Consider the following 18641-nt stretch of genomic DNA (forward strand, 5'->3'; position numbering starts at 1 on the left):
GCCCCGACGAGTCGGGGCTATCTGTTTGCGCCTGGCCGAATTATTTTGACGCTTCTACCACGCCACTCTGGCGGCTCTTGAGGTTCTTGGCGGCCTTGTATTGCAAGGCCACGGCCGGGACACTGGCGCTTTTGCCTGTCTCGACCCAGCTGCGAATACGGCTGGCATCGGCAAAATGAGTGTATTTGCCGAACGCGTCGAGAATCACCAGCGCCATCGGACGATTACCCATTTTTGTCACCAGCACCAGGCAATGACCGGCCTGGTTGGTGAAGCCGGTCTTGGTCAACTGAATGTCCCAGTTGGCCTTGTGGACCAGATGATCGGTGTTGCGAAAGCCCAGGCTGTAGACCGGCTTGCGGAACGTCACGGTCTTTTCCTTGGTGGTACTCAATTCGCTCAGCAATGGATACTTGCGAGCGGCGATCAACAGCTTGGTCAGGTCCCGGGCGGTCGAGACGTTGTGAATGGACAGGCCGGTGGGCTCGACATAGTGGGTGCTGGACATGCCCAGCGCCTTGGCCTTGGCGTTCATCGCCGCAATGAACGCCGCGTAGCCGCCCGGATAATGATGGGCGAGGCTGGCGGCGGCGCGGTTCTCCGACGACATCAGGGCGATCAGCAGCGTGTCCCGGCGTGACAGTTCACTGTTGAGCTTGACCCGGGAAAACACACCTTTCATTTCCGGCGTGTTGGCGATGGTCATGGAAATGTATTCGTCCAGGTTCTGCCTGGCGTCCAGCACGATCAGGCCGGTCATCAACTTGGTTACCGATGCGATCGGCACCACGACGTCCGGATTGCTCGAATAGACCACCTTGTCCGTCTGCAGGTCCAGCAGGATCGCACTGCCGGAGGCGACCTGCAGTTTTGAAGTGTCTCGTGGCGGGGCAATGGTTTCCTGCGCGCTGATGTTCTGCGTGATGAAGGTGCCCGTGAAAAGGAAAAACAGGCTGAGGATCGAAAGACGGATTTTCACGCGAGTAGACTCGATGGAGTTGAAGGTGCTGTCGAGCAGCGGCTTGTTGAAAAAGCGCCGCATTTTAGGAGTATGGGCGACGCCAGCGCTATATGCCTGTGCCGTCGGGGCGCATCAATAAATAAAGTTTAATGAAGGCGATTCTGGCGAATCGGATCTGAAAAATTTGTAAATTGGCAGATTCGGGGGCGCGCTGCACGGGCCGACGTCCGCCGATCAGGGATCAGATGACAAAATACTGTGGGAGCGAGCCTGCTCGCGATAGCGGTGTCTCTGCCAGCATTGATATTGGCTGATCCCAAGCTATCGCGAGCAGGCTCGCTCCCACAGGGTTTGTGGCTGAGTTGAAACGGCTAATTCAGCTATGCAGCGTCTCGGCCGCATAAAGGGTGTTTTCCAGCAGGCAGGCCCGGGTCATCGGTCCTACGCCGCCGGGTACCGGCGTGATCCAGCCGGCGCGGGGCAGGGCGGTCTCGTAGACCACATCGCCCACCAGCTTGCCGTCGTCCTGGCGGTTGATGCCGACGTCGATGACGATGGCGCCTTCCTTGATCCATTCGCCTTTGACCAGGCCCGGCTTGCCGGCGGCCACCACCACCAGGTCAGCCCGACCGACGTGGCCCGCCAGGTCCTTGGTGAAGCGATGGGTCACGGTGACGGTACAGCCAGCGAGCAGCAATTCCATGGCCATCGGCCGGCCAACGATGTTGGAGGCGCCCACGACCACGGCGTCGAGCCCGTAAAGATCCACGCCAGTGCTTTCCAGCAAGGTCATGATGCCCTTGGGCGTGCACGGGCGCAGCAATGGGATGCGTTGGGCGAGGCGACCGACGTTATAAGGATGGAAACCGTCGACGTCCTTGTCCGGGCGGATACGCTCCAGCAGTTTAGAGGCGTCAAGGTGTTCGGGCAGCGGTAGCTGGAGCAGCACGCCATCGATGTTCGGATCGTCATTGAGGCGGTCGATCAGATCGGCCAGCGCTTGCTGAGTGGTTTCGGAAGGCAGGTCGTAGGCCTGGGAAAGGAAGCCGACCTCTTCACAGTCTTTACGCTTGTGCGAGACATAAACCTGAGAGGCAGGATCGCTGCCGACCAGGATCACCGCAAGGCCGGGCGTGCGCAGGCCTTGCTGGCGGCGCTCGGTGACTCGTTGGGCGATCTGCTGGCGCAGGCTGGCGGCGATCGATTTGCCGTCGATAAGTTGTGCAGTCATTGCGCGTGGTTAACCATCGAGAGGGGAAAAAAAGAGATCGCATTCTCGCATGCCGAGGCGTGAGGGCAAAGGCGCTTGGTCTGCAAATTCCCCTAACCCCTTTAATTAAATGAATTTTTTTTAAAAAAGAGTTGACGACCTATCGGGCCGTCTATAACATTCGTCGCACTTGTCGGGCACAGCCTAGCACTGGTTAAGAAGGTTGAGCGGAGTTGGTAGTTTAAACTCGGCAAAACTGAAAGCACTTAGTTTGTAATCGTCCAAGAATACAGATTAAAAAGGCGCCCGTAGCTCAGCTGGATAGAGCATCCGCCTTCTAAGCGGATGGTCGCAGGTTCGAGTCCTGCCGGGTGCGCCAATTAGGCAGCTTTGGCACAAGTAACGCTACAAGGCAATATGGTGGGCGTAGCTCAGTTGGTAGAGCACGGGATTGTGACTCCCGTTGTCGTGGGTTCGATCCCCATCGTCCACCCCATATTCTAGAAAGGCGCCAGATCTAACAATCTGGCGCCTTTGCTTTAAAAGCTTGATACGCGGATGTGGTGGAATTGGTAGACACACTGGATTTAGGTTCCAGCGCCGCAAGGTGTGAGAGTTCGAGTCTCTCCGTCCGCACCATACAAGTCGCTATTTAATTAGCAGAGAACGGCGCAGAACCTGAGAAGGGGCTGCGCCGTTTTTGTTTTCACCGGTTACGTGTCGGCGTCGGTCCTTGGGGCGGGCGCGCGGCGGCAGTGTTCGCGATTGTGTTTCGCGATGATACTCGGCATGCCCGTCGGTCTTTTTATAAAAGGCCGCATGCCAAGCGCGCGGTTGCGGTGCTTCTATATAGGAAGGTGCTGCGCAGAGCCTTGGCGGTGATCGACTGTATTAGCAAACCGGGCGGGGCATGAACCATGGCCCTGCTTATAAATTCGGCGTCTGTTTCCTGCGTGTTTTCAGTAGGGTGACTTCTTGAGTTTGACCTACTAGAATGCATGCCCTTGATTCTGGGGTCGGAAACGCCCGGCCAACGTCTGTGCAACGAGGAATATCCATGCAAGTTTCTGTTGAAAATACTTCTGCTCTTGAGCGCCGCATGAGCATCACCGTGCCAGCTGAGCGTATCGAGACTCAGGTCAACAAGCGTCTGCAGCAGACTGCCCAAAAGGCCAAAATCCCAGGTTTCCGCCCAGGCAAAGTGCCAATGAGCGTGATCCGTCAGCGTTACGAAGCTGATGCGCGCCAGGAAGCCGTGGGCGACGTGATCCAGTCTTCGTTCTACGAAGCGGTGGTCGAGCAGAAGCTGAACCCGGCTGGCGCTCCTTCCGTAGAGCCTAAAGTGCTGGAGAAAGGCAAGGATCTCGAGTTCGTTGCCACCTTTGAAGTGTTCCCCGAGTTCACCGTCGCCGGTTTCGAGTCCATTGCCGTCGAGCGCCTGAGCGCTGACGTTTCGGATGCCGACCTGGACAAGATGCTCGACATCCTGCGCAAGCAGAACACCCGTTTCGAAGCCACTGATCGTGCCGCCCAGAACGAAGACCAGCTGAACATCGATTTCGTCGGCAAGGTCGACGGTGAAGTGTTCGCTGGCGGTTCCGCCAAGGCTACCCAGCTGGTGCTGGGCTCCGGTCGCATGATCCCGGGCTTCGAAGACGGCCTGGTTGGCGCCAAGGCTGGCGAAGAGCGCGTTCTGAACGTGACCTTCCCAGAGGACTATCAGAACCTGGATCTGGCCGGCAAAGCCGCCGAATTCACCGTGACCGTCAACAGCATTTCCGAGCCTAAGCTGCCTGAGCTGAACGAAGAGTTCTTCGCCCAGTTCGGTATCAAGGAAACCGGTCTGGAAGGTTTCCGCGCCGAAGTTCGCAAGAACATGGAGCGCGAGCTGCGTCAGGCCATCAAGTCCAAGGTCAAGAACCAGGTCATGGACGGTCTGCTGGCCTCCAACCCGATCGAAGTGCCGAAGGCTCTGCTGGACAACGAAGTGAACCGTCTGCGCGTGCAGGCCGTTCAGCAGTTCGGTGGCAACATCAAGCCTGACCAACTGCCGGCCGAACTCTTCGAAGAGCAAGCCAAGCGCCGCGTCGTGCTGGGCCTGATCGTCGCTGAAGTGGTCAAGCAGTTCGAACTCAAGCCTGACGAAGCCCGCGTTCGCGAGCTGATCCAGGAAATGGCCTCGGCTTACCAAGAGCCTGAGCAGGTAGTGTCCTGGTACTACAAGAACGAGCAGCAGCTGAACGAAGTCCGTTCGGTTGTGCTGGAAGAGCAAGTTGTGGATACTGTTCTGCAGAAAGCTAGCGTGACCGACAAAGCGGTCTCTTACGAAGAAGCGGTCAAGCCGGTGGAAGCTCCACAAGCCGATTGATGGTTCTGCGGTAAGAAATACACACCATAAGCCAGCCTTCGCGCTGGCTTATGCGTATTCAAGACATAACTATTTGGGAGTGACTGCGAGACATGTCCCGCAATTCTTTTTATCAGCAGAGCTCTGACATCCAGGCCGCAGGCGGCCTGGTCCCTATGGTTATCGAGCAGTCCGCCCGTGGCGAACGTGCCTATGACATCTATTCGCGTCTGCTCAAGGAGCGAGTGATCTTTTTGGTAGGTCCGGTAGAGGACTACATGGCCAACCTGATCTGTGCACAACTGCTGTTCCTTGAAGCCGAAAACCCGGACAAGGACATCCATCTCTATATCAACTCCCCGGGCGGTTCGGTGACGGCGGGAATGTCGATCTACGACACCATGCAGTTCATCAAGCCTAACGTTTCGACGACCTGCATCGGTCAGGCGTGCAGCATGGGTGCGTTTTTGCTGACGGCCGGTGCCCAAGGCAAGCGTTACTGCCTGCCGAATTCCCGCGTGATGATTCACCAGCCTTTGGGTGGTTTCCAGGGCCAGGCATCTGATATCGAAATCCATGCCAAGGAAATCCTCTTCATCCGCGAGCGCCTCAACACGTTGATGGCCAAGCACAGCGGGCGCACGCTTGAAGAAATCGAGCGCGATACCAATCGCGACAATTTCATGAGCGCTGAAGCCGCACGTGAATATGGTCTGATCGATGAAGTGATCAGCCAGCGCCCCGCTTAAAATAAGCAGCTCAAAATAAGGTTGATCGGCAGGTCCGATCATCTGCGGGCTTGAAAAAGCCCGCAATTGCCTTCATCTTGTGTTGCAAGCCTATCGGATTTGGATCGATCGAATGACTGACACCCGCAACGGCGAGGACAACGGCAAACTGCTCTATTGCTCCTTCTGTGGCAAAAGCCAGCATGAAGTACGCAAATTGATTGCCGGCCCCTCGGTCTTCATTTGCGACGAGTGCGTCGACCTGTGCAATGACATCATCCGCGAGGAGGTGCAGGAAGCCCAGGCCGAAAGCAGCGCGCATAAGTTGCCTTCGCCCAAAGAAATCAGCGGCATCCTTGACCAGTATGTAATCGGTCAGGAGCGCGCGAAAAAGGTACTGGCCGTAGCGGTGTACAACCACTACAAGCGCCTGAACCAGCGTGACAAGAAGAATGACGAAGTCGAACTCGGCAAGAGCAACATCCTGCTGATCGGCCCGACAGGCTCGGGTAAGACCCTGCTTGCCGAAACCCTGGCCCGTTTGCTGAACGTTCCGTTCACCATCGCCGACGCAACCACCCTCACCGAGGCGGGTTATGTGGGTGAGGACGTCGAGAACATCATTCAGAAACTGCTGCAGAAGTGCGACTACGACGTGGAAAAGGCCCAGATGGGCATTGTCTACATCGATGAAATCGACAAGATTTCCCGCAAGTCCGACAACCCGTCCATCACCCGGGATGTTTCCGGCGAGGGCGTGCAGCAGGCCTTGCTCAAGTTGATCGAAGGCACGGTCGCTTCCGTTCCGCCCCAAGGCGGTCGCAAGCACCCGCAGCAGGAATTCCTGCAGGTCGACACACGTAACATCCTGTTCATCTGCGGTGGTGCGTTCTCCGGTCTGGAAAAGGTCATCCAGAACCGTTCCACCCGCGGCGGCATCGGCTTCAACGCCGAGGTTCGCAGCAAGGAAGAGGGCAAGAAGGTCGGTGAATCCCTGCGTGAAGTCGAGCCTGACGATCTGGTCAAGTTCGGCTTGATTCCGGAATTCGTCGGTCGTCTGCCGGTCCTGGCGACACTGGACGAGCTGGATGAAGCTGCGTTGATGCAGATTCTGACCGAGCCGAAAAACGCCCTGACCAAGCAATATGCCAAGCTGTTCGAAATGGAAGGCGTAGACCTCGAATTCCGTTCCGACGCGCTGAAATCCGTCGCCAAGCGTGCCCTGGAGCGTAAAACCGGTGCCCGTGGGTTGCGTTCGATTCTCGAAGGCGTATTGCTCGATACGATGTACGAAATCCCCTCGCAGTCCGAGGTGAGTAAAGTCGTCATCGACGAAAGCGTCATAGAAGGCAAGTCCAAGCCACTGTATATCTACGAAAACAGTGAGCCGGCTGCCAAGGCTGCGCCGGACGCATAAGTGTCCCGCTGTCGGAATAAAGGAGGGGCCTTCGGGCCCCTTTGCTATTAGCGCGTTTTAGACGCGTCTTAGCGCTTGTTTTTTTTGAAGGCTGCCCCCATCTTGGTTTCAAGCTTACTTCCATCTGTTCACGGCCTTACGGCCGCCGTAGAGGCGAAATCATGAAGACAACCATCGAATTGCCTCTCCTGCCATTGCGCGATGTCGTGGTATATCCGCACATGGTTATCCCGCTGTTCGTGGGGCGCGAGAAGTCCATCGAAGCCCTCGAGGCCGCGATGACGGGTGATAAGCAGATTCTTCTGATCGCTCAGAGAAACCCTGCCGACGATGATCCCGGTGAAGACGCACTTTATCGCGTAGGTACGATTGCAACGGTCCTGCAACTGCTCAAGCTTCCTGACGGCACCGTCAAGGTCCTGGTCGAGGGCGAACAGCGCGGGGCGGTCGAGCGTTTCAGCGAAGTGGACGGGCATTGCCGTGCCGAGGTGTCGCTGATCGACGAAGTCGAGGCGCCGGAGCGTGAGTCGGAGGTTTTTGTCCGCAGCCTGCTGTCGCAGTTCGAACAGTATGTGCAGTTGGGCAAGAAGGTGCCTGCCGAGGTCCTGTCGTCGCTCAACAGCATCGACGAGCCAGGACGCCTGGTCGATACGATGGCGGCCCACATGGCCCTCAAGATCGAGCAGAAGCAGGAAATCCTCGAGATTATCGAGTTGTCGGCGCGTGTCGAGCACGTACTGGCATTGCTCGACGGCGAAATCGACCTGCTTCAGGTTGAAAAACGCATTCGTGGTCGCGTCAAGAAACAGATGGAGCGCAGTCAGCGTGAGTACTATCTGAATGAGCAGATGAAGGCCATTCAGAAAGAGCTCGGCGATGGCGACGAAGGTCACAACGAAATCGAAGAGCTGAAGAAGCGCATCGATGCCGCTGGCCTGCCAAAGGATGCGCTCGCCAAGGCCCAGGCCGAGCTGAACAAGCTCAAGCAGATGTCGCCGATGTCTGCCGAAGCCACCGTGGTGCGTTCCTACATCGACTGGCTGGTCCAGGTGCCGTGGAAAGCCCAGAGCAAAGTCCGCCTGGACCTGGCGCGTGCCGAGGACATCCTCGATGCGGACCATTACGGCCTGGAAGAGGTCAAGGAACGCATCCTTGAATACCTCGCCGTGCAGAAACGCGTGAAGAAGATTCGTGGCCCGGTCCTGTGCCTGGTCGGTCCTCCGGGTGTCGGTAAAACTTCCCTGGCGGAATCGATCGCCCACGCCACCAACCGCAAATTTGTGCGAATGGCGCTTGGCGGGGTGCGTGACGAGGCGGAAATTCGTGGTCATCGCCGCACGTACATCGGTTCCATGCCAGGAAGATTGATTCAAAAGATGACGAAGGTCGGTGTGCGCAACCCGCTGTTCCTTTTGGATGAAATCGACAAGATGGGCAGCGATATGCGCGGTGATCCTGCGTCCGCGTTGCTTGAGGTGCTCGATCCCGAGCAGAATCACAATTTCAACGATCACTATCTGGAAGTCGACTACGACCTCTCCGACGTGATGTTCCTGTGCACCTCCAACTCAATGAATATCCCGCCAGCGTTGCTGGACCGGATGGAGGTGATTCGTCTGCCGGGCTACACCGAAGACGAGAAGATCAACATCGCCGTCAAGTACCTTTCGCCCAAGCAGATCCAGGCCAACGGCTTGAAAAAGGGTGAGCTGGAATTTGACGAGGAGGCGATTCGCGACATCATTCGTTACTACACCCGTGAAGCCGGTGTGCGTGGTCTCGAGCGGCAGATTGCCAAGGTCTGCCGCAAGGCGGTCAAGGAGCACGCGCTGGAAAAACGCTTCGCGGTCAAGGTGACATCCGATCTGCTGGAGCACTTCCTCGGTGTGCGCAAGTTCCGCTACGGGCTCGCCGAGCAACAGGACCAGATCGGTCAGGTGACCGGCCTCGCGTGGACGCAGGTCGGCGGCGAGTTGCTGACCATTGAAGCCGCCGTGGTTCCGGGCAAGGGCCAATTGATCAAGACCGGTTCCCTCGGCGATGTCATGGTGGAGTCGATCACCGCGGCGCTGACAGTTGTGCGCAGCCGTGCGCGCAGCCTGGGCATTCCCCTGGATTTCCATGAGAAGCGGGACACGCATATCCACATGCCGGAGGGGGCTACACCCAAGGATGGACCGAGCGCCGGCGTGGGCATGTGCACCGCCCTGGTTTCTGCATTGACCGGCATTCCGGTGCGTGCGGATGTCGCCATGACCGGTGAAATCACCCTGCGTGGCCAGGTCCTGGCGATTGGCGGCCTGAAAGAAAAACTTCTGGCAGCTCACCGTGGCGGGATCAAGATCGTGATCATTCCGGAAGAGAATGTCCGTGATCTCAAGGAAATTCCCGACAACATCAAGCAGGATCTTCAGATCAAACCGGTTAAATGGATTGACGAAGTCCTGCAAATTGCGCTGCAATACGCGCCGGAGCCCTTGCCGGATGTGGCTCCGGAGATTGTCGCAAAGGAAGAAAAGCGAGAGTCTGACTCTAAGGAAAGAATTAGCACGCATTAATACGCATTTGCCTGGGGGGCTTCCTTGACAGTTTTTTAGAGCCCTTGTTATAAAGCGGCTCTTAAGTGTCTGCAGGCCATTCAGCACTCGTTTTTGCTTTCACCAAAAAAACTTAGAATCATCTCAAATAGATATAAGGGGACTTAGAGTGAACAAGTCGGAACTGATTGATGCTATCGCTGCATCCGCTGATATCCCGAAAGCTGCTGCTGGCCGTGCGCTGGACGCTGTAATCGAATCCGTCACTGGCGCTCTCAAGGCTGGCGACTCTGTTGTTCTGGTGGGTTTCGGTACTTTCTCCGTTACCGATCGTCCAGCTCGTGTTGGTCGCAACCCGCAGACTGGCAAGACGCTGCAAATCGCCGCTGCCAAAAAGCCAGGCTTCAAAGCTGGTAAAGCGCTGAAAGAAGCCGTCAACTAAGGTTTCATTGAGTTTATCCGGGTCGGGGTCATGCCTGGCTTGGCAGCGGAGCGGTAATGCAGCCGGCACAAACGGGCTGTCACGCCAGGGCTCGCGGGTTCGAGCCCGGTCCGCTCCGCCAGTTACGAGAAGGCGCATCCTCGGATGCGCCTTTCTTCTATCCGGATTCTACCCACGCTCCACGGTTGCCTAATTTTGAAGTTCAACCGTTTCTGGGGGACGCATGCTGCAGAATATCAGGGACAATTCACAAGGCTGGATTGCCAAGACCATCATCGGAATCATCGTCGCATTGATGGCGTTGACCGGTTTCGAAGCTATTTTTCAAGCCACCACCAACAGCAATGACGCGGCCAAGGTCAACGGGGAAAAAATCAGCCAGAACGAGCTGAGCCAGGCGGTCGATATGCAACGCCGTCAGCTCATGCAACAGCTGGGCAAGGATTTCGACGCCTCCCTGCTGGACGAGAAGATGCTGCGTGACTCGGCGCTCAAAGGGCTGATCGATCGCAAGCTGTTGCTGCAAGGCGCACACGATGCGAAATTCGCTTTCTCCGAAGCCGCGCTGGACCAGGTGATCCTGCAAACGCCGGAATTCCAGGTCGATGGTAAATTCAGTCCTGAGCGTTTCGACCAGGTGATTCGCCAGTTGGGTTATGGCCGACTGCAGTTCCGCGAGATGCTGGCGCAGGAAATGCTCATTGGCCAATTGCGTGCCGGTCTCGCTGGCAGCGGTTTTGTCACCGATGCCCAGGTGTTGGCATTCGCCCGCCTGGAAAAGCAGACCCGTGATTTCGCTACGCTCACCGTCAAGGCGGATCCGGCGGCCGTGAAGCTGACCGACGATGAGGTCAAGGCTTACTACGATCAGCACGCCAAGGAGTTCATGACGCCTGATCAGGTCGTCATCGACTATCTCGAGCTGAAGAAGGCTTCGTTCTTCGATCAGGTCAGCGTCAAGGATGAAGATCTGCAGGCGGCTTACCAGAAAGAGATCGCCAATCTTTCCGAACAGCGTCGTGCTGCGCACATCCTGATTGAAGTGAACGACAAGGTCACCGAAGCCCAGGCCAAGGCCAAGATCGAGGAAATCCAGGCTCGACTGGCCAAAGGCGAGTCGTTTGAGGCGCTGGCGAAGGAATTCTCCCAGGATCCGGGCTCAGCCAACAACGGCGGCGATCTCGGTTATGCCGGTCCAGGTGTCTATGATCCGGAGTTCGAAAAGGCGCTGTATGCGTTGAACAAGGATCAGGTCTCGGCACCGGTGCGAACCGATTTCGGCCTGCACCTGATCAAGCTGCTGGGTGTCGAAGCGCCTGAGGTTCCGAGTTTTGCGAGCCTGAAGGACAAGCTGACCCGCGACCTGAAGACCCAGCAAGTGGAGCAGCGGTTCGTCGAGGCGACCAAGCAACTGGAAGACGCTTCGTTCGAGGCTTCCGACCTGGCCCAGCCAGCCCAGGACCTTAAGCTGACCGTCCATACGTCGGCACCGTTCGGTCGTGAAGGCGGCGAAGGAATCGCGGCCAACCGTGCCGTGATCACCGCTGCGTTCAGCCCGGAAGTGCTGGAGGAGGGGGCCAACAGTACCGCCATCGAGCTGGATCCGGAAACCGTCGTGGTGCTGCGCGCCAAGGAGCATCGCAAGCCTCAGCAGCTTCCGCTGGAAAACGTGGCCGGGCCGATCCGCGCCCAATTGGCCAAGGAACACGCCAGCGCTGCCGCCAAGACCCAGGCCGATGAGTTGATTGCCAGCCTGCGTGATGGCAAGACGGCGCTGGACAAGCCTGTCAACGGTCAAGGCTGGAAAGTCGTCGAGGCGGCGACCCGCAGCCAGGAAGGTATCGACCCTGCGGTGCTGCAGGCGCTGTTCCGCATGTCCAAGCCTGAGTCGAAGGACAAGCCGACATTCGCCAGCGTGACCCTGCCTGACGGCGGCGTGACGGTCCTGCGCTTGAACGGCGTCAACGAAGGTGCTGCTCCGACCGAGGAAGAAAAGGCCGAATACCGTCGGTACCTGGCGTCCCGTGTCGGCCAGCAGGACTTCGCGGCTTATCGCAAGCAATTGGAAAGCGAGGCAGACATCAAGCGCTTCTGACTTGATGCGTGACCCTGAAGACCCCGGCCGAAAGGTCGGGGTCTTTTTGTATCCGTGTATTGCCAGGACGGCGATGTTCGTCGATTCATCAGGATTGCTTCTTTTTCCCGCTGGCATCCCCCCGTAGACTTGTAAGCCCTTTGAGACAAGATTACCCAAGCTGTCCGGCCGCATTCTGTTGCACAATACGCCCCGGACTGTTTTCCTCAGGATGTTCAATGTTCAGATCATTTCACATGCGCACCGTTGGGCTGGCATTGCTGCTAGTCGTCGCGACCGGTTGCTCTTCCAAGAAAGCGGCCATTTACGAGCACGAGAACTTCGATGATTCGGGCACGTTCTCGCGTACCTATCCGGTGACTGACGTGGCGACTTGTGAAGCAGGACGTCGTGCGCTGCTGAGCCAGGGGTACATCATCACCAGCAGCGATCCGAAGCTGGTCAGCGGCCACAAGAGTTTCCAGCAGACTGGCGACACGCACATGGAGATCAGTTTCAACCTGGTCTGTGCCGAAGATGGCGGTCCGGGCCACCGCGCCACGATCTTTGCCAACGCTCTACAGGACCGGTATGCCCTGAAGAAGACCAATAACTCCGCCAGCCTGGGCGTGGGTGTATTGGGGTCGGTGTCGATGCCGATTGGCTCGTCGGACGATTCGATGGTCAAGGTCGCCAGCGAAACGGTGTCCGCAGCCAAATTCTATGAGCGTTTCTTTGCGCTGGTGGAGGTGTTCCTGCCTCCCGAAGCGAAAAAAGCCGCTGGAAACGTCGACAAACCGAAAGCCGAACTGGGCATTCCAGAGCCGAAGGTGGAGCCGGCTGCCCTGGCTCCCGCCGCAACTCCAGCGCCCGCGACAGTCCCGGTACCCGAGCCGACTCCTGCTCCCGTTGCGCCGGTCGAAGAGGCTGCTCCAGCGCCTGTCGAAACCGCGCCGGCCGCTTCCGAGCCGGTCGCGCCGCCTGCCGAGCCTGCGCCAATCGCTCCCAGCGAGCCGGAGTCCTACGCACCCCCGTCGACAGAGAGCATTACTCCGCCACCGCCCAGTTCCTTGCCGGCGCCAACCGAGCCGATCCAGCCGCTTCCTGCATCCTGAGCCTGTGGTCGGGCGGTAACGCCTTGCCACACCTGCGCTGATTAAATTCCCAATGCTGTGCTACGTTTAATTCAGGAAGCCTTGGCTTCATGTTTTGTTCATCAAGCAGCTTTATGCTGATTCCAAGGCCATCAGGCATCGGTTTCAACGATTATTGGGAAGGACAGGCAATGGACGATTATCAGGAAGAGCTGCTCGAATATCAGGCTTATGAACTGGACCCCCTGGAACCTGCCGAAGACGCCACGGAACTGTAGGTAGGAGACATTACAGTGCAGGCCGGGAGCCTGGTGTTCAAGTCGCTCTACGGCTACGCCGGAACTCTCCCGGCGTCTGGTTGTTCCAGCGCTTGAAAGCCCGTTGGAATGCCTCGGCCGAGGCGAACCCCAGCAGGTAAGCGATTTCGCCAAAGGCCAGCTCCGTGTCGCGGATGTACGTCATGGCGAGGTCTCGGCGAGTGTCGTTGAGGATCGCCCGGAACTGCGTACCTTCTTCCGCCAGCTTGCGGCGCAGCGTCCAGGTCGGCAGCTTCAGGCGCATCGCCACTTCTTCCAGATCCGGCTCCCGTCCGCCGTTGAGCAGCGGCCCCAGCAATTGAATGATGCGCTCGCGCAGAGTGCGGGTGCGAGTCAGCTGTTCCAGTTCCCGTTCACATAACTGAACCAGATGGCGCCAGGTGCTGGGGCAATGCTGTGGGTTGCGCAGGGCGAGGCTTTCCAGCCCCAGGCGCAATTGGTTCTGCTCGGCTGCGAACTGGATCGGGCCTTCGCCGAGGCTGCGGTAGGCTTCGAGGTAAGTTGGCTCCTCGAATTCGATTTCGATACGTTCGGCCCGCAACACCACGTCACAGACGCTGGACAGTTGCTGGAGCCAGCCGGCAATGATCGAGTCCACGACGAAGCGGTTGTAGGCGTTATACGGGCTGATGGAGTAGAACCGCAGCCACGCGCCCCGGGCGTCCTCGTGAAGACTCGATTGACCACGGTAATTGGAACCGTACAGCGGCTCGAAGCGGATCATGCAGCGTGCGGCTTCGCGTACGGTGGGCGCCTGGGCCGCGGTGACGCCGGCCAGCCCGGCCTGGCTCAGGCGACTGAGCTGGCCCATGCGCAGGCCCAGGGCCGGATCCTGTGTCAGTTGGATGGCGGCATGGCCCAGGCGCATGTAGCGCGGGATCGACAGGCGCGCCCCGGGCTCAGCCAGGCGCGCGGCATCGAGGCCGTATTGTTCGAGCAATGGCTGTGGATCATGGCCGTGACTGGCCACCGCGTCCGCCAGGCTATGGACGAAACCTACGGACAGGTCACCCAGGCGCATAGGCTTTTGCATACCTAAAGCCACAAGTTCAGCAGGCGTGCGCCACGGGCTTCACCATCGGTGAATTGCTCGCCGTTGTGGCTGATGAAGCTCTGGCCAGCGCTGCCGTTGTCCCAGAACTGCCCACGCAAGAATACGCTGACGCCGCCGCGGGCCTGGCTGATGGGCAACCGGCTGGTCAACGTCAGTCGACGCCAGGCCTGCCCTTCACTCACCTCACCAGGCTTGAGGCTCACTTCGCTTGGCGTGGACAGGCCTTTGTAGCCGGCCCAAGGCTTGTTCCAGGCGTCGCGGCCGATGACAAAGGCGGGCACGGCGATCAGTTGGGCCCCTTGTTCGTCAAGTTGTCGATAATGAAGCGGATACCAACTGTCGCTGCCGATCAGCACGCCCAGGCGCCCGGCCGGCGTGTCAATGACATGGGTGACGTCCGGTCGTTCGGCCCCAAGCACGTCCTGCTGGTCAAACACCGGGTGTCGCTGGCGTTGTGGTTGGCCGATCGGCCGGCCGTCACGACCGAACACCAGGCTGCTGTTGTACAACGCGCCACCACCGATTTTCAGCTCGCCTTCGCTGACGCTGGGCTCGGGCAGTACGATGGAGCCGGCCACGAGCGTTACGCCGAACTCCTTGGCCAGTCCACCGAACAGCGCCTGGTAGTCATGGGCCATGCTGTCCGCTTTCATGCGCAGGTACGCATCGTCCAGCCGGCTGTCGCCCTGGGCGTCCGCCAATGCGCGGATAAAGGCCAGCGGATTGCTGATGGCGAGCCAGTTCATGGCCTGTTTGAAGGTAGTGGCCTGGTACACCTCGTCCTTTTCGCCGCTGACCATCAGCCAGGTGCCGATATGCTCGGGCAGCACCACGACGGTTTTTTCGTTGACGAACCCTTGGTCGCGGGCAGTCTGCAGGTACGCTGCCAGCTTGCGATGCAGGCGTTCGGGGCTCTGGTAGTCGGTGGGGAACAATTCCGGCTGGATGCCCAGCAGGTTGCCTCGGTCGGCCGGCGTGCCCCGGTCGACCGCCAGGTTGATCCGCAGGTCTGACAGGTAATGGCCCGCCGGACGGTCTGCTGTCCACAGTGCGTAAGTGATCAGGACGGCCGTCAGGGCCATTGAGAACAGCAGGTACAGAAATTTGCGCATGGGGACAGTCGATGGCCGCGTACAGGTTCGTGATTTTCATCAGAAGTCACGCGGCAGGGTACGGTAAAACAACGGTTTAGCGAAAGGGCGCATGCGTGCACTTCGGGAACCGTCTGCCGGCGCGGGCTCTGTGCATTTCGATCATCAAGTTGTCAGTTACGGCCATTGAGCGTTCGCATCCCGACTCTTACGCTGTCGGTCATGACTGATGGAAGCCGCAGAGCTTCCGCATTTTTCCGTGATCGCCCGTGGAGTTATCGATGACCGCCCCTCATTACCCGCATTTGCTGGCCCCGTTGGACCTGGGTTTCACCACGTTGCGCAACCGTACCCTGATGGGATCGATGCACACCGGCCTTGAAGAAAAGCCCGGCGGCTTCGAGCGCATGGCGGCGTACTTCGCCGAGCGGTCCCGGGGTGGGGTCGGCCTGATGGTCACCGGTGGAATCGGGCCGAACGATGAAGGTGGCGTGTACTCCGGCGCGGCCAAGCTGACCACCGAGGAAGAGGCCCTCAAGCATCAGGTCGTCACGCGGGCCGTGCACGAAGCGGGGGGCAAGATCTGCATGCAGATCCTCCACGCGGGACGTTATGCCTACAGCCCCAAGCAGGTGGCGCCAAGCGCGATCCAGGCTCCGATCAACCCGTTCAAGCCCAAGGAGCTGGACGAAGAGGGCATCGAGAAACAGATCCGCGATTTTGTCACCTGTTCGGTATTGGCTCAAAAGGCCGAGTACGACGGTGTCGAAATCATGGGCTCGGAAGGCTATTTCATCAACCAGTTCCTGGCTGCGCATACCAACCACCGTACCGACCGCTGGGGTGGGAGCTACGAAAACCGCATGCGCCTGCCGGTGGAAATCGTGCGCCGCGTACGCGAAGCGGTGGGGCCGAATTTCATCATTATCTTTCGCCTGTCCATGCTCGACCTGGTTGAGGGTGGCAGCACCTGGGATGAAATCGTCCAGTTGGCCAAGGCCATCGAACAGGCCGGCGCAACTATCATCAATACCGGTATCGGTTGGCATGAGGCGCGTATTCCCACTATCGCCACCAAGGTCCCGCGGGCGGCGTTCAGTAAAGTCACCGCCAAGCTGCGCGGCTCGGTGAGTATTCCGTTGATCACCACCAACCGCATCAACACCCCTGAGGTGGCCGAGCAGATCCTCGCCGAGGGCGACGCCGACATGGTGTCCATGGCGCGGCCGTTCCTTGCGGACCCGGAGTTCGTCAACAAGGCCGCCGCTGGCCGCGCAGACGAAATCAACACCTGCATCGGTTGCAACCAGGCCTGCCTCGACCATACGTTCGGGGGCAAGCTCACCAGTTGCCTGGTGAATCCGCGGGCCTGCCATGAGACCGAACTCAATTACCTGCCCGTAACCCAGGTGAAGAAAATCGCCGTGGTGGGCGCCGGTCCTGCCGGATTGTCCGCGGCCACCGTGGCGGCCGAACGCGGTCATCAAGTGACACTGTTCGATTCGGCCAGTGAAATTGGCGGCCAGTTCAACGTCGCCAAGCGCGTTCCGGGCAAGGAGGAGTTCTTCGAAACCCTGCGTTATTTCAAACGCAAGCTGCAGACTACCCACGTCGAGTTGTGCCTCGACACCCGGGTCGATGTGGCGCAACTGGTGGCCGGCGGTTTTGACGAGATCATCCTGGCCACCGGCATCGCCCCGCGCGTACCGGCGATCCCGGGTGTCGAGCATCCCAAGGTGCTGAGCTACCTGGACGTGATCCTTGAGCGCAAGCCGGTGGGCCGCAGTGTCGCCGTGATCGGGGCCGGCGGGATCGGTTTCGATGTGTCGGAGTTTCTCGTTCATCAGGGGGTTGCCACCAGCCAGGACCGTGAGGCGTTCTGGAAGGAGTGGGGCATCGACACCCAGCTGCAGGCTCGCGGCGGCGTGGCTGGAATCAAGCCCGAACCTCATGCACCGGCGCGGCAGGTGTTCCTGTTGCAGCGCAAGAAGTCCAAGGTCGGCGACGGGCTGGGCAAGACCACCGGCTGGATTCATCGCACCGGCCTGAAGAACAAACAGGTGCAGATGCTCAACAGCGTCGAATACCTGAAGATCGATGACCAAGGACTGCACATTCGCATCGGCGAAACGGGCGAGCCACAAGTGCTGGCCGTCGACAATGTGGTTATTTGTGCCGGCCAGGATCCGTTGCGCGAGTTGCAGGAAGGCCTGGAGGCGGCGGGGCAGACTGTCCACCTCATCGGCGGCGCGGATGTGGCGGCGGAGCTGGATGCCAAACGCGCGATCAACCAGGGCTCGCGGTTGGCGGCGCAGTTGTAGCGCTCAGCCTTCCGGGAAAGGTTTGCCCTTGTGGGAGCGAGCTTGCTCCCACAAGGAATGGGGTGTATCCGGATCCTTCATACCGGCCGCCACCAAGCTGATAAGATCCCGGCACCTTCCCATCCGGTCTGCTGCAATGCTTTTGTCTGCCCTCGACTGGCATCCTCAACCGCGCCTCGAACCCCTTCACCTCGACTGGCTGGCGCGGGCCGGTATCGAGGTGGCGGTCTTGCGCCTGGACCGGATCGATCCGCTTATCAGCGGCAATAAATGGTTCAAGCTGCTTCATCATCTGCGTGCTGCCCATGCCAACGGCGCGGAGGGCGTGATGAGCCTCGGCGGCGCCTATTCCAATCATTTGCATGCGTTGGCGGCGGCGGGGCAGCGATTCGGTTTCCAGACGGTGGGGTTATTGCGCGGCCATCCCCGGGAGACGCCTACGACGCTTGATCTACAGACGTTCGGCATGACCTTGCACTGGTTGGGTTACGGCGGGTATCGAGAGCGGCATGAGCCGGGGTTCTGGGCTCCCTGGCAGGCAAAGTACCCGCATTTATGGCCGATAGCTGAAGGGGGCTCGGGGTTGCCCGGCGCGCAAGGCTGCATGTCCTGGGTAACGGCCGCCCGCAGCCAATTGGCCACGTTGGGTTGGGAGGATCATGACGGTTGGTGGCTGGCCTGCGGCACCGGGACGTCGCTGGCGGGGTTGGTTCTGGCTGAAGCGGGCGAGCATCCGGTTCATGGTGTCCTGGCGGTGCCTGAAGACCATGGGGTGCTGCAACATGTTGAAAGCATTCTGGTGGAGGCGGGGCTGGGCAATCCAGCTTATGAGTTGCTTGACGGCAGCCGTGGCGGTTTTGCCCGGGTGGATGCCGGGCTCAGCGAGTTCATCGAAACTACCAGCGCTATCGAACTGGAACCGCTGTACACGGGCAAGGCGCTGATGCTGCTCAGGGCCCGGATTGAAGCCGGGACATTTGTCGCCGGCACTCGCTTGATTTTCGTTCACACCGGCGGCTTGCAAGGTCGCCGCGGGTTCGATTAATCG

General features: G+C 59.1%; 14 protein-coding genes and 3 tRNA genes. 13 read left to right on the forward strand and 4 right to left on the reverse strand.

Features of this window, described 5'->3' with window-relative positions:
* Positions 1 to 40: 40 nt before the first annotated feature.
* Together pbpG and folD are read right to left on the reverse strand one after the other, a co-directional pair.
* Positions 41 to 979 carry a D-alanyl-D-alanine endopeptidase gene (gene pbpG / locus J3P84_RS10300; protein WP_434631265.1) on the reverse strand — a complete coding sequence of 313 codons (939 nt, stop codon included), beginning with the start codon at positions 977 to 979 and terminating at the stop codon, positions 41 to 43.
* A 358-nt stretch (positions 980 to 1337) separates the two neighbouring features.
* Positions 1338 to 2192, reverse strand: coding sequence for a bifunctional methylenetetrahydrofolate dehydrogenase/methenyltetrahydrofolate cyclohydrolase FolD (gene folD, locus J3P84_RS10305; protein WP_039589132.1), 855 nt, complete (start codon positions 2190 to 2192; stop codon positions 1338 to 1340).
* 281 nt (positions 2193 to 2473) lie between these two features.
* On the opposite strand from folD, the gene J3P84_RS10310 reads away from it, so the two are divergent.
* The 11 genes from J3P84_RS10310 (at position 2474) to J3P84_RS10360 (ending at position 13088) form a co-directional block, all read left to right on the forward strand.
* Positions 2474 to 2550, forward strand: a tRNA-Arg gene (locus J3P84_RS10310).
* A 41-nt stretch (positions 2551 to 2591) separates the two neighbouring features.
* Positions 2592 to 2667, forward strand: a tRNA-His gene (locus J3P84_RS10315).
* 58 nt (positions 2668 to 2725) lie between these two features.
* A tRNA-Leu gene (locus J3P84_RS10320) sits at positions 2726 to 2810 on the forward strand.
* Positions 2811 to 3228: 418 nt separating this feature from the next.
* Positions 3229 to 4539 carry a trigger factor gene (gene tig, locus J3P84_RS10325; protein ID WP_434573186.1) on the forward strand — a complete coding sequence of 437 codons (1311 nt, stop codon included), beginning with the start codon at positions 3229 to 3231 and terminating at the stop codon, positions 4537 to 4539.
* A 92-nt stretch (positions 4540 to 4631) separates the two neighbouring features.
* Positions 4632 to 5267: an ATP-dependent Clp endopeptidase proteolytic subunit ClpP gene (gene clpP / locus J3P84_RS10330; protein ID WP_030140021.1), complete on the forward strand. Its 636-nt coding sequence runs from the start codon at positions 4632 to 4634 to the stop codon at positions 5265 to 5267.
* 112 nt (positions 5268 to 5379) lie between these two features.
* On the forward strand, positions 5380 to 6663 hold the full coding sequence (clpX, locus tag J3P84_RS10335) for an ATP-dependent Clp protease ATP-binding subunit ClpX (protein ID WP_024778305.1): 1284 nt from the start codon (positions 5380 to 5382) through the stop codon (positions 6661 to 6663).
* Between the two features lie 161 nt (positions 6664 to 6824).
* Positions 6825 to 9221, forward strand: a complete 2397-nt coding sequence (gene lon, locus J3P84_RS10340; RefSeq protein WP_305500081.1) for an endopeptidase La — start codon at positions 6825 to 6827, stop codon at positions 9219 to 9221.
* A gap of 148 nt (positions 9222 to 9369) precedes the next feature.
* A complete protein-coding gene (locus J3P84_RS10345; protein WP_008077714.1) occupies positions 9370 to 9642 on the forward strand; it encodes an HU family DNA-binding protein in 273 nt (90 codons plus the stop codon).
* A gap of 223 nt (positions 9643 to 9865) precedes the next feature.
* Positions 9866 to 11737 (forward strand): SurA N-terminal domain-containing protein, encoded by a 1872-nt coding sequence (locus J3P84_RS10350; protein WP_434629948.1) that lies wholly within the window; start codon positions 9866 to 9868, stop codon positions 11735 to 11737.
* A gap of 218 nt (positions 11738 to 11955) precedes the next feature.
* Complete coding sequence (locus tag J3P84_RS10355; protein WP_434629950.1) at positions 11956 to 12831, forward strand: DUF2242 domain-containing protein; 876 nt, start codon at positions 11956 to 11958, stop codon at positions 12829 to 12831.
* 113 nt (positions 12832 to 12944) lie between these two features.
* Entirely contained in the window at positions 12945 to 13088 is a 144-nt protein-coding gene (locus J3P84_RS10360) for a hypothetical protein (RefSeq protein ID WP_434573193.1), read from the forward strand.
* A 37-nt stretch (positions 13089 to 13125) separates the two neighbouring features.
* On the opposite strand, the gene J3P84_RS10365 is transcribed toward J3P84_RS10360, so the two are convergent.
* Together J3P84_RS10365 and J3P84_RS10370 are read right to left on the reverse strand one after the other, a co-directional pair.
* The gene (locus J3P84_RS10365; RefSeq protein WP_434629952.1) at positions 13126 to 14160 is read right to left on the reverse strand and encodes an AraC family transcriptional regulator; all 1035 of its coding nucleotides are present in this window, start codon (positions 14158 to 14160) and stop codon (positions 13126 to 13128) included.
* 2 nt (positions 14161 to 14162) lie between these two features.
* On the reverse strand, positions 14163 to 15293 hold the full coding sequence (locus J3P84_RS10370; protein ID WP_434629954.1) for a carbon-nitrogen hydrolase family protein: 1131 nt from the start codon (positions 15291 to 15293) through the stop codon (positions 14163 to 14165).
* Between the two features lie 260 nt (positions 15294 to 15553).
* Here J3P84_RS10370 and J3P84_RS10375 point away from each other — a divergent pair, with 260 nt between their 5' ends.
* Positions 15554 to 17593, forward strand: a complete 2040-nt coding sequence (locus J3P84_RS10375; RefSeq protein WP_434629956.1) for an FAD-dependent oxidoreductase — start codon at positions 15554 to 15556, stop codon at positions 17591 to 17593.
* 136 nt (positions 17594 to 17729) lie between these two features.
* Positions 17730 to 18638 (forward strand): 1-aminocyclopropane-1-carboxylate deaminase/D-cysteine desulfhydrase, encoded by a 909-nt coding sequence (locus J3P84_RS10380; RefSeq protein ID WP_434629958.1) that lies wholly within the window; start codon positions 17730 to 17732, stop codon positions 18636 to 18638.
* Positions 18639 to 18641 lie beyond the last annotated feature (3 nt).

Origin of the sequence: Pseudomonas sp. Z1-29, assembly GCF_051131995.1 — a bacterium.
Taxonomy (GTDB): domain Bacteria; phylum Pseudomonadota; class Gammaproteobacteria; order Pseudomonadales; family Pseudomonadaceae; genus Aquipseudomonas.